This is a genomic window from Streptomyces sp. NPDC058877 (assembly GCF_042742855.1).
Taxonomy (GTDB): domain Bacteria; phylum Actinomycetota; class Actinomycetes; order Streptomycetales; family Streptomycetaceae; genus Streptomyces.
Genome location: NZ_JBHYMF010000210.1, coordinates 1 through 11311, shown reverse-complemented (window position 1 = coordinate 11311; position 11311 = coordinate 1). Strand labels below are relative to the sequence as shown.

Annotated in this window: 11 protein-coding genes and 1 pseudogene; 8 read left to right on the top strand and 4 right to left on the bottom strand. The window is 69.3% G+C overall.

Annotation, left to right across the window (positions count from 1 at the left end; translation table 11 throughout):
* The first annotated feature begins 142 nt into the window (after positions 1 to 142).
* From ACFW2Y_RS30915 to ACFW2Y_RS30905, 3 genes are all read left to right on the top strand, one after another.
* The gene (locus ACFW2Y_RS30915; RefSeq protein WP_384885705.1) at positions 143 to 757 is read left to right on the top strand and encodes a YdeI family protein; all 615 of its coding nucleotides are present in this window, start codon (positions 143 to 145) and stop codon (positions 755 to 757) included.
* Between the two features lie 626 nt (positions 758 to 1383).
* Positions 1384 to 1755: an RNHCP domain-containing protein gene (locus ACFW2Y_RS30910; protein ID WP_384885703.1), complete on the top strand. Its 372-nt coding sequence runs from the start codon at positions 1384 to 1386 to the stop codon at positions 1753 to 1755.
* A 26-nt stretch (positions 1756 to 1781) separates the two neighbouring features.
* On the top strand, positions 1782 to 2201 hold the full coding sequence (locus ACFW2Y_RS30905; RefSeq protein ID WP_384885701.1) for an RNHCP domain-containing protein: 420 nt from the start codon (positions 1782 to 1784) through the stop codon (positions 2199 to 2201).
* 99 nt (positions 2202 to 2300) lie between these two features.
* On the opposite strand, the gene ACFW2Y_RS30900 is transcribed toward ACFW2Y_RS30905, so the two are convergent.
* Both ACFW2Y_RS30900 and ACFW2Y_RS30895 read right to left on the bottom strand, forming a co-directional pair.
* Complete coding sequence (locus ACFW2Y_RS30900) at positions 2301 to 2534, bottom strand: hypothetical protein (RefSeq protein ID WP_384885700.1); 234 nt, start codon at positions 2532 to 2534, stop codon at positions 2301 to 2303.
* A 103-nt stretch (positions 2535 to 2637) separates the two neighbouring features.
* Positions 2638 to 3000 (bottom strand): hypothetical protein, encoded by a 363-nt coding sequence (locus ACFW2Y_RS30895; RefSeq protein ID WP_384885698.1) that lies wholly within the window; start codon positions 2998 to 3000, stop codon positions 2638 to 2640.
* A gap of 212 nt (positions 3001 to 3212) precedes the next feature.
* Between ACFW2Y_RS30895 and ACFW2Y_RS30890 the strand changes: the two genes are divergently transcribed.
* From ACFW2Y_RS30890 to ACFW2Y_RS30870, 5 genes are all read left to right on the top strand, one after another.
* Positions 3213 to 3566 (top strand): hypothetical protein, encoded by a 354-nt coding sequence (locus ACFW2Y_RS30890; RefSeq protein WP_384885696.1) that lies wholly within the window; start codon positions 3213 to 3215, stop codon positions 3564 to 3566.
* 144 nt (positions 3567 to 3710) lie between these two features.
* Positions 3711 to 4073 (top strand): DUF1304 domain-containing protein, encoded by a 363-nt coding sequence (locus ACFW2Y_RS30885; protein WP_384885709.1) that lies wholly within the window; start codon positions 3711 to 3713, stop codon positions 4071 to 4073.
* A complete protein-coding gene (locus ACFW2Y_RS30880; RefSeq protein ID WP_384885694.1) occupies positions 4070 to 4636 on the top strand; it encodes a TetR/AcrR family transcriptional regulator in 567 nt (188 codons plus the stop codon). The genes ACFW2Y_RS30885 and ACFW2Y_RS30880 overlap by 4 nt, the downstream gene beginning before the upstream one ends.
* 965 nt (positions 4637 to 5601) lie before the next feature.
* Positions 5602 to 8832 (top strand): fused isobutyryl-CoA mutase/GTPase IcmF, encoded by a 3231-nt coding sequence (gene icmF / locus ACFW2Y_RS30875; protein ID WP_384885692.1) that lies wholly within the window; start codon positions 5602 to 5604, stop codon positions 8830 to 8832.
* A gap of 288 nt (positions 8833 to 9120) precedes the next feature.
* Entirely contained in the window at positions 9121 to 9762 is a 642-nt protein-coding gene (locus tag ACFW2Y_RS30870) for an integrase core domain-containing protein (protein ID WP_384885690.1), read from the top strand.
* 16 nt (positions 9763 to 9778) lie between these two features.
* Here the strand turns inward: ACFW2Y_RS30870 and ACFW2Y_RS30865 are convergent.
* Together ACFW2Y_RS30865 and ACFW2Y_RS30860 are read right to left on the bottom strand one after the other, a co-directional pair.
* A pseudogene (locus tag ACFW2Y_RS30865) lies at positions 9779 to 10210 on the bottom strand (NAD(P)-dependent oxidoreductase); the annotation flags it as partial.
* An 88-nt stretch (positions 10211 to 10298) separates the two neighbouring features.
* Positions 10299 to 11246, bottom strand: coding sequence for a benzoate/H(+) symporter BenE family transporter (locus tag ACFW2Y_RS30860; protein ID WP_384885707.1), 948 nt, complete (start codon positions 11244 to 11246; stop codon positions 10299 to 10301).
* Between the last annotated feature and the right edge of the window lie 65 nt (positions 11247 to 11311).

The following is an 11311-nucleotide window of genomic DNA, read 5'->3' as shown; positions in this document are numbered from 1 at the left end:
GGGAGGACCCCGCCGGGGGAGGCGTGCAGGCAACCGCTCTCCACGGTGGCTTCGGTGAGGGCGAGTCATGCCGTCACCGAAGCCGCGGGCTCAACGAGTCACCCCGACAGGTCGCAACACCGGGTCGCGGCACTAACCTGCGGTGGTGAACGGAACCGAGTTGGATGAGTTGATCGTTGCCGACGGCGCGGCGCTGCGCGCGTGGCTGCTGGAAAACCACGCCGCCTCTCCTGGCGTGTGGCTCGCCCTGACCAGGAAGGGCGGCTCCGTCACCACGCTGACCTGGCAGCAGGCGGTCGACGAGGCACTGTGCTTCGGCTGGATCGACGGGCAGGCCCGCAAGCGCGACGAGGGGAGCTCCTGGAGGCGGTTCACCCCGCGCCGGCCCCGCAGCGTCTGGTCCCAGCGCAACGTCGCCAACGTGGCGCGGTTGGAGGCGGCCGGCCTGATGCTGCCCGCCGGCCGCGCCGCGGTCGATGCCGCGAAGGCCGACGGGCGGTGGACGGCCGCCTATGCGCCGGCGTCGGAAGCGGAGGTGCCGGCCGACCTGCGAGCCGCGATCGCCGCCGATCCGGCGGCGCAGGCGATGTTCGAGGTGCTCACCAAGACCAACCGCTTCGCCCTCATCAACCGGGTCAATGCCGTCAAGCGGGCCGAGACGCGCACCCGGAAGATCGCCGAGTGCGTGGCGATGCTGGCCCGACACGAGACGGTCCACCCTCAGCGAGCCAAGCCGGCGGACCCGCCGACGTCGTGACCGGCCGTCTGCCGGAACGGACGAACCCACGCCATTGAGCGGAACTGTTCTCGAAACCCTGTCCCGTCCGCTTCGAGAAGCGTGTTCCTGCACCGGCGCCTCGAGGCCCGCGCGGCGTCGGTCGGCCAGCGCCTGCCCGGCCGGGATCAGGAAATGAGAGCGGCCCAAGAGCAGTTGTTCGGCGGGTGCCTGGCCGGCACCGGCCTGGTCATGGGCGGGCTGACCGGCATCACGAATTCAAGGTCAGTGGTCCCACGCCCAAAGCCTTCACCCGCACGGACACCCCGCAGGTCGCCGAGCGCTGACGTTCCCATGTCGCCCGACATAATGCGTTGACGCCCCAGAGAGGTGTCCTGTTAGCTTTCGGAAGTCGTTCTGATTCGTTCTGGGCACGTGTGCCCTGGAAAAGGGGGTTTGATGTCCCGGCCCGCGCCGAGTGCGCCTCGCCGTACCGCGTAACCGTCCGCTGCCTTCTGTCGCCCGCTTCTCCGGGCGACTGCCGGACGTGTTCTCCGGTGCTCTGACCTGCCCGTCCGCCGTTGCTTGGCGTTGTCGGGCTGCCTTCTGACGAGGCCACTCGGCCTGCTCTTGCTGTCATGACCGACTTCCCAGCAAGGAGCACCCGGGTGTCCAGCCACACCACCAGCACCACCAACACTTTCAGCCTCGGCACGTTCACCTGCGTCTGGTGCGGGCTGACCGTGTCCACGTACGCCGCCGAGAGGGCCCTGCGCAACCACTGCCCGTCCTGCCTGCACTCCCGGCACGTCCTCGACCACGTCGAGGGCGGTCCCAGCGACTGCGAGGGCCGGATGTCCCCGATCGCCATCGCCGTGCTCCGCACCGGTGACTGGATGGTGATCCACCGCTGCGTGCGCTGCGACGAACTCACCTCGAACCAGGTCCACGCGGACGACAACCAGCTCATCCTGATGCGCATGGCCGTCCGCCCACTGGCCCAACCGCCCTTCCCGCTCGAAGCGTTCGGAACCCTCTGACCGCCCGACGGGAAAGGAGCACCGCCATGTCGCGCAACAATCACAGCGGTCGCGGGCGGCGTCGTCCGCAGCGGCACAAGGACGTCCTGCACACCCGGGGAGGGCACCGGTCGAACGACTTCCGGTGCGTGTCCTGCCGGCTCGACGTGTCCCTGGACGCACCCGGCACCGCGCACCGCAACCACTGCCCCAACTGCCTGGCCAGCCTGCACGTCGACCGGAAGATCCCCGGCGACCGCAACGCGGACTGCCGCGGCCGGATGGAGCCATTGGGTATATCCGTCCGCACCGACGGCGAGTGGATGATCATCCACCAGTGCGCCACTTGTGGCGAGCTCAGCGCCAACCGCATCGCCGGCGACGACAACCCGTACGCCCTGCTCCGCCTCGCCCTCAGCCCCCTCGCCGACCCCAAGCACGCCGGCCGAGCCCTGTTCACCTTGTGACCCGGCCGTGCCGGCCGTGGGCGGGGACCACCCGACGGCGTGCCCCGCCCACGACACCCCCTTCCAGCACCTTCCGCCACCGCAGAAGCGGACGTCGTCTCAGCGGGACTGGTCGGTGGAGGGGCTGACGGCGCTGATGACGTGTCGGGCGTGTGCCAATTGCCGGGCGACATCCCAGTCGGTGATGAACGTGCCGACGGTGTGCTCGTCCGCGGTTCCGAATGCCCGGCGGGATCCCAGCCGGTCGAGGGAAACGACGAACTCGTCCAGGTCCTGCAGTACGGCGACGATCTCGCTGAGGGGAATCCGGATCTCTCGGGAAGACACGTCCATCAGTCGATTCAACTCCAAAGCCGCTGAACTTGAACTCGTGATGTCGGTCGGCTCGTGGCGGCGGCATAAGGGTCCGAAACCGCCGGATGCTGCCGGCTCGGGTTCACGGCGATGGCTGCAGCCATCGCCGTGCCGCAGCGAGATTCACCTCGACGTCATCGCTCCAAGAGCAGACCTCCAGCCATGAGAGGTAGCCGTCTCGTGCGAAGACCAGGACCTCGCCGGGGCACTCGCCGGTTTCGGTGAGCAACTGTGCCTCGGCGGCCACGACGGTGCCGGGCCCCGTTTCCGCGGGCCCCACCGCGTCGGCGTCGAGTTCGAAGTGGGCAGTGCCGCACCCGCACTTGCAACGGGAGTGCACCCTGAGTGGGGGCACCTGCCGTCGGAGGGCGAGGTGAGCGGGCTCGTCCGGGTTCAGGACGAGGTCAAGCACGTCGGCTACGTCCTCGGGCAGGCCGTCAGTCATGGTGCCACCGTAGCTGACCAGTGGCTTTGGGCTTCGATCGATTTCGGGCCCTTCGACCCGACGCTCTCAGGTCCCCAACGGGGGTTTCGCGGTTGCTTGGTAGTGGCTCACTCGCTGCGCGTGGGGAGGCGACCTGCGACGTCGAGCCGGGCGAGGCGGTCGTGCTCCCGGTCGGCCCACCGCCGTACCCGGTCAGGATCCAGCGTGGTGCCGTGCCCGACGTGCAGGGCGGTGGGACCGAGGGCGAGCATCTCGCGGAGGCTGGCGAGGTTCTGCCGTGGGTCGTCGTGGAAGGGAGGGTTGGCTGGTTTGCCGGGGATGAGACCCATGAAGGAATTGGCGACGAGGTCACCGGCGACGAGGTCACCGGCGACGAGGTCACCGGCGACGAGGTCACCGGCGACGAGGTCACCGGCGACGAGGTCACCTGGCGCCGAACTGTCAGGTGCCGGGTCAGGAACCGCAAGGTACGGTCGGACGGATCAATCGGATGGGGTCTCCCCTGTTCAAGCGAAGCGAAGAGCTCAGCGGTCAGTGGTCAGCTTCGGAAGCCCTCCGGGGCCTGACGACGGGGCGGTGTTGAGCGGTGCACGGTTGTTCGCGCCGGTGCTCGCTGGAACGAACGGTGCGGTGACGTTCCCTCTCATCATGGACGGGTGTCCATGTATGCTGGTCAACTGTCCATGATGTCTGAGGATGGGGAGACCTCGATGGAGACGACCGCGAACGTGCTGGTGGGACTGGTGGGCGCGTTGCACGCCTACTTCCTGGTTCTGGAGATGTTCCTGTGGGAGAGGGGGCCTGGCCGCAAGCTCTCCGGTTTCGACGCTGTCATGGCCCGTGCCACCGCCCCGCTCGCCGCGAACCAGGGCCTCTACAACGGCTTCCTGGCCGCCGGGCTGATCTGGGGACTGATCGCGGAGGATCCGACCGGGTTCCGAGTCCAGGTCTTCTTCCTCGCCTGCGTGCTCATCGCCGGACTGTACGGCGGACTCACCACCAACCGGCGGATCCTCATCGCCCAGGCCGCGCCCGGGGCTCTGGCGCTCGCCGCCGTCCTGCTCGCCCGGTGACCGCCGTGCCGACAGATCCCCGTACGGCACGGACCCAGGCCAAACTGCGTCGCGCGCTGCTGGAAGAGTGCACCCACGGTCCGCTGGCGGAGGTCAGCGTCACCGCCGTGGTGCGCCGGGCGGGAGTCGGCCGCGCCACGTTCTACCTCCACTACGGCGACCTGGAGGCACTGGCCGTCGACGCGTGCGCCGACATCGTCCGCGAAGCCGTCGAGGCTCTGCATGCCTGGCGCGGCACACCCGATCCGGGAACGCCTCCGCCCGCCCTGCTGACCTTCTTCGACGGCCTCGCTTCGCAGGCCGCACCCTATCGGGAACTGTTGAGTCCGGGCGGTAGCGGCCCCCTCGGCCACGTACTCCACCGGGATCTGCGCGCCCGCAGCCACACCGAGCGCGCCTTGGCCGGCGCCCCGGCCCCGGACCTGTTCGCCTCCGCCGTGGCCGCGACCTTCGTCGGGGTCCTCGCGGACTGGCTCCATGGCCTCATCGAGGCGACACCTGCCCAGATCGCGCGATGGATCTGGCGCCTGCTCGTCCATCTGCACCGCACCCCGCTGCCCTGACCAGCCGCACTGCCGCACTGCCACGACAAGCTTTTCCCGCTGCAGTGTTCACCCGCCAGCGGCACGTTCCTGAACGTCGCGATGCGCCCCACAGGCTCCCCGTCCATGGCTGTTTGAACCACCGGGCTCGTCCGAGGCCCCGCCTTGCGATCCCCGCCCACCCCGCCCGTCCGACAGCCGCCGCCGAACGCACGCGACTGAAGGAACTGGCCAACGGTCACAAGACCGAGTGCCGGCTCCGGACGCGTTTCCAGGTGGTGCTGCGGGTCACCCGCGGGCGGCCCGAAGCATGCATCGCCCGTGAGCCGGGGCCGCACGTCGACACCGTGCGCCGCTGGCGTGGCCGGTCAAGCCGACCGGGCCCGGCCGGCTTGGTCGACCGCAAGCGCCCCGGCCGCCCACCCCGTTCACCGCCCTGCAGACCGCGCAGGTCAAGGCGCTGGCCGAGGCGACGAAGCTGCTTCAGGAGTGGTGGTCGGCGCTGGGCGCGGACGTCATGCTTCTGGGGGCGACAGCCCGGGCCCGGGCGGCTTGCTGTTCGACCCAGGCGAGTGGGACGTGTCCATGCGACCGGGCGCTGGAGTCCGGACCGGCTCGCAGGCGACAGCGCCGGGACCGACGGGTAGCCGCCTCACCGCAACCGCGGTCCGGGCCCCATGGAGGGGAGCGGCGGAGCGCGCGGCCGGCCTGGTCGCCTTGCCGAGGCGTACCCGAAGGCCGAGGCGTACCCGAAGGCGGGGGCGGTCCCGTCGAGATCTCCGGCCGGTCCTCGGTGACGTGATGCCGCCGGCGTGCCTGCGCGTTCCAAGGGGTGCCGAGGCGTGGAGCAGGGCATGCCGCACCCCAGGGCCTGCGGCAGTGACTCGCTGTGCCACTGGTCACACGATGATTACTTCCCGTAGTTTACTAGGACGTCCTAGTATCTCTTGTAGTCGCAGCTTCTTGTCTGGTCCGGAGGGTCTCCCATGAGCGATCTGCACCGCCCCGTGCACCCCGTGCGTCTGGTCACGGCATCCGCCCTGTTCGACGGCCACGACGCCTCGATCAACATCATGCGAAGGATCTTCCAGTCCCAAGGCGTCGAAGTGATCCATCTCGGTCACAACCGGTCGGTCAGTGAAGTCGTCGATGCGGCGCTCGAAGAGGACGCGCACGGCGTGGCGGTCTCGTCCTACCAGGGCGGGCACGTGGAGTACTTCGAGTACCTGGTGGAATCCCTGCGGGCCCGGGGCGCCGACCACGTCCGGGTCGTGGGCGGAGGTGGGGGAGTGATCGTCCCCGAGGAGATCGCTCGGCTCAGGGCGAGCGGAGTGACGATCTTCTCTCCGGAGGACGGGCAGCGGATGGGCCTCGCCGGGATGGTCAACTCGGTCGTGGCCGACTGTGACTTCGACCTGTGGGAGACCAAGCCCGCCGAAGTGGCCGCCGTACTGGCCGGCGACCGCTTCGCCGTGGCTCGCGCCATCACCGGCGCCGAACTGGGCTCCCTGCCCGACTCCTTCCTGCGCGAGCTGCGCGCTGCCTCCTCGACGCGGACCGTCCCCGTCCTCGGCATCACCGGAACTGGTGGATCCGGAAAGTCCTCACTCACCGACGAACTGGTCCGGCGACTCCGCGTCGACCAGCAGGACAAGCTGCGGGTCGCCGTCATCGCGGTCGACCCCACGCGCCGCCGGGGCGGCGGCGCCCTGCTCGGCGACCGCATCCGCATGAACTCCCTCGACGGCGACCGGACCCTCTTCCGGAGCCTGGCCACCCGAGGCAGCCGAGAGGTGCCCGAGCACCTCGCCGACGTCATCGACGTCGTCAAGGCAGCCGGGTTCGACCTGGTGATCGTCGAGACCCCCGGCATCGGCCAGGGAGATGCGGCCATCGTGCCGTTCGTCGACACCTCGCTCTATGTGATGACGCCCGAGTTCGGCGCCGCTTCCCAGCTCGAGAAGATCGACATGCTCGACTTCGCCGACGTCGTCGCGATCAACAAGTTCGAGCGCCGCGGCGCCCTTGACGCGATGCGGGACGTTGCCCGACAGCTCATCCGCAACCGGGAGGCATTCGGGAAGCACCCCGAGGAGATGCCGGTCTACGGCACCTCGGCGGCCACGTTCAACGACGACGGCGTCACCGCGCTCTACCAGCACCTCAAGGTCCTGCTCGCCGAGGAGGGCCTGCAGTTGTCCGAGGGCACCCTGCCGACGGTCGACCGGCGCCACTCCTCGGGAATCCGGCAGGTGGTGCCCTCCGACCGGGTGCGCTACCTCGCCGAGATCACCGAGACCGTCCGCGCCTATCACTCCGAGACCCTCGTCCTGTCCGAGGCCGCCCGCCGGCTCCAGCGACTGGCCGCCGTCCAGGAGGAGCTCGTCGAGGTCGGCTCCGACGACTCAGGAGTGCAGTCCCTGCTCCAAGGCGCACGCAAGCAGCTGCCGCACGACCTGCTCGAACAGATCGAGGGCTGGCCGGCCGTCGTCGCGTCCTACGCAGAGGACGAGCTGGTGGTGAAGGTGCGCGACCGGGAGATCCGCACCAAGCTGATGCGCGAGTCCCTCTCCGGCAACAAGATCCCCCGAGTCGCCCTGCCCCGCTACGCTGACCACGGTGAGCTGGTGCGGTTCTGGCGCGGCGAAAACCTCCCCGGGCACTTCCCCTTCACCGCAGGGGTCTTCCCCTTCAAGCGAGACGGCGAGGACCCCGCGCGCATGTTCGCCGGCGAAGGCGACCCCTTCCGCACCAACCGCCGCTTCCGGCTGCTCTCCGAGGGGCAGCCCGCCACCCGCCTGTCCACCGCCTTCGACTCCGTCACCCTCTACGGCCGCGACCCCGACGAGCGCCCCGACATCTACGGCAAGGTCGGCACCTCCGGAGTCTCGGTCGCCACGCTGGACGACATGAAGGCCCTCTTCGACGGCTTCGACCTGGTCGCGCCGACCACGTCGGTCTCCATGACGATCAACGGACCCGCCCCCACCATCCTGGCCTTCTTCCTCAACACCGCGATCGACCAGCAGCTGGACGGATTCCGCACCGCCAACGATCGCGAGCCCGACGCCGACGAGGCGGCCGAGCTGCGCGCCAAGGCACTTGCCAACGTCCGCGGCACCGTGCAGGCCGACATCCTCAAGGAGGACCAGGGCCAGAACACCTGCCTGTTCTCCACCGAGTTCTCGCTGCGCATGATGGCGGACGTGCAGGAGTGGTTCATCGAGAACCAGGTCCGCAACTTCTACTCCGTGTCCATCTCCGGCTATCACATCGCCGAAGCGGGTGCGAACCCGATCAGCCAGCTCGCCTTCACCCTGGCCAACGGATTCACCTACGTCGAGGCGTACCTCGCCCGCGGCATGCACATCGATGACTTCGCACCCAATCTCTCGTTCTTCTTCTCCAACGGAATGGACCCGGAGTACTCCGTTCTCGGCCGTGTCGCCCGCCGCATCTGGGCCGTCGCCATGAAGGAGAAGTACGGCGCCAACGAGCGTTCCCAGAAGCTGAAGTACCACGTCCAGACGTCCGGACGGTCCCTGCACGCACAGGAGATGGACTTCAACGACATCCGCACCACGCTGCAGGCCCTGATCGCCATCTACGACAACTGCAACAGCCTGCACACCAACGCCTACGACGAGGCGGTCACCACCCCCACGGAGGAGTCCGTCCGCCGCGCCTTGGCCATCCAGCTCATCATCAACCGGGAGTGGGGCCTCGCGATGAACGAGAACCCCCTCCAGGGCTCCTTCGTCATCGACGAACTCACCGACCTCGTCGAGCGGGCCGTCCTCACCGAGTTCGAGCGGATCAGCGAGCGAGGTGGAGTCCTCGGTGCGATGGAGACCGGCTACCAGCGCGGCCGGATCCAGGACGAGTCGATGCTCTACGAGCAGCGCAAGCACGACGGCACTCTGCCCCTCATCGGCGTCAACACCTTCCGCAACCCGCACGCTGCGGACGCCGAGCCGCCCGTCATCGAACTGGCGCGCGCCACCCAGGAGGAGAAGCAGTCCCAACTCGACCGCGTCCACACCTACCAGACCTCCCACCGGGAGCCCGCCGAAGCGGCCCTGGCCGAGCTCAAGAGCGCGGCCATGGAAGGACGCAACGTCTTCGCTGTTCTCATGGACGCCGCCCGGGTCTGCTCCCTGCAGCAGGTCACCGACGCGTTCTTCGAAGTGGGCGGCCAGTACCGCCGCAACGTCTGACCGGGGAGGAAAAGGCACGAGGACCGGCGGCGCCGCGTTCGCTGCCCGAGAGCCGGCGCTGGCCGGGTGTTCGGACAGGGGTGGTGGAGGCGACGCGGCGCCTGCGCAGCCGGGGTGGGTCACCTTCACCGCCCCGGACGCGGTCAGAGCGGCGCCCCTTCCCATCCCGCCGGTCGGGGAGGCCAGGGGCGGGCGTAGCGCAGGCCGGCCGCGCCCAGGTGCGGGCTTGATCCGCTTCGACGGACATCGGAGATCAGGGGCTTCGGCCTCGGAAGGATGATGCCCATCATGGAGAGCACGGGGAAGAAGCCTCGGCCTCGCTGTTCGTTCAGGCCGGAGTGCAAGGCCGAGATCGTCGAGCTGTGCCGACGCGGTGACCGCAAGGTCTCCCGAGCCGCCTTCTGCGCTCACCGCACCGGCATCCCCAGCCCCTGCGCGGTGCGGGATGCCGAGCTGACGGACCGGATCTCGGCCCTGCACGAGCGATCGCGCGGAACTTGCGGGGCCCGCGCGTCCACGCCGTCCTCCAGCGCGAGGGCGTCGGCTGCGGTCGCCGCCGACCACCTGCGCACCGAGCTGGTCGCCAATGCGCTGCGAGCCGCCCACCGCACCCGCCGTCAGGCCGGTCCGGTGTTGCACCCACTGCTTGGACCCGGTCAGTGCGCCGGCTGCGAATTCACCTTCCTTACAAGGGAGTTCAGCATGCGCCCCTCCGTCGGACGCACCGGGCGGTGCTGGGACAATGCGCTGACCGAGTCGTTCTTCGCCACCTTGAAGAACGAGCTGCTCGAAGCCCGCCCCTGGCCCGGCCGGTCCGCTGCCCGCACCGCGCTGTTCGAGTGGATCGAGAGCCGGTACGACGTGCAGCGGCTGCACAGCAGCCTCGGCTACCGCACAGCCGCCGACTACGAGGCCACCCCCGCGGCCTGACCACCACACCCACGATGTCCGTCAAAACGGAACAAGCCCATTTGACGACACGCACCGACGGCTTGACCTTCCGGAGCTCTTCGGCGCCGATCAGGCCGAGGGTTTCCGGAGTCCTCGGCAGATGCGTGGTGCGGAAGCCGGCGCGGGTGAGCAGCGTGTCCAGGGAGACCATCTCGATGCCGTGCGCCGGCTTCGGTGGTGGCGGTGACATCGATGTGGTCGAGACCGACTCCGGCCCGGCCGATGATCCTCAGACGCGGGGCGGCGGCGATGTCCTCGGCGTCGGCCGTGGTCGCGCTGCGTACCAGCAGGGCGTCGGCGGCGGCCACTTCGGCCAGCAGCCGGGCGCGGTCCGTGCCGTCGCAGTGACGGATCTCGCACTCCGGGCCGAGGGCGTCGATGGCGGCGGAGAGAGGCGGTCGGTGATGAGGGCCAGTGGCCCGTTCAAGGGGCACAGGGCTTGCTCAAGGGCGACGTCCGATCGTGACAGGGCGCGGACCGGCGGCCGTTCAGGTGGCCGCCGGCCCGACGCGGGATCAGCCGGTGGCGGAGCAGCCCCGCCAGCGGGTCAGCATGAGATGGGCCGTGACACCGAACACCAGGCCCCAGAAGGCCGACCCGATGCCGAACAGGGTCATGCCGGAAGCGGTGGCCAGGAAGGTGATCAGGGCGGCCTCCCGGTCCTTCTCCTGCGTGACCGCTCCGGTCAGCCCGCCGGCCAGTGCGCCGAACAGGGCGACACCGGCGATGGCGGCGACCAGTTCCTTCGGCAGACCCGCGAAGAAGACCACGAGGGTCGTGCCGAAGGCTCCGATGAGGAGGTAGAAGGCGCCGCAGGCGACACCGGCGACATAGCGGCGCTCGGGGTCGCGGTGCGATTCCGGGCCGGTGCAGATGGCCGCGGTGATTGCCGCGAGGTTGATGGCGTGGGACCCGAAGGGCGCGAGGGCGGTGGACGCCAGCCCCGTCGAGCCGACCAGCAGCCGGTCCTCGGGCTGGTAGCCGGACGCGGTGAGCACGGCCATTCCGGGGGCGTTCTGCGAGGCCAGGGTCGCCAGGATCATCGGCACCGCGATGCCTATGAGGGAGGAGACGGAGAAGTGCGGCGTCGTCAGTACTGGGCGGGCCAGCTCGATGTGGTCCAGACGGATGTCCAGCTGCGAGGTGGCCGCGCTGAACACCACCCCCGCTGCCAGCGCGATCAGCACCGCGTAACGGGGCAGGAACCGCTTGCCGAGCAGATAGGCGGCCAGGACCCCGCCGGCGATCCAGGGTGCGGTCTTGAGCGAGGTGAACACACCGGTGCCGAAGGAGAACAGGATGCCTGCGAGCATCGCCGCGACCACGGCCGTCGGTACCTGCTGCATCAGCCGGCCGAACACCCCGGTCAGCCCGACCAGGGTGATCACGACACCGGTGACGAGGAACGCCCCGATGGCCTCCGCATAGGAGTATGAGCTGCCCCGAGTTTCGTAGAGTCCGATCTTGATTGGTTCAGGCGGACTGCGGGGTCTGTTCCTGGCTGCGCCAGAAGGCTTCCTCGTACTCG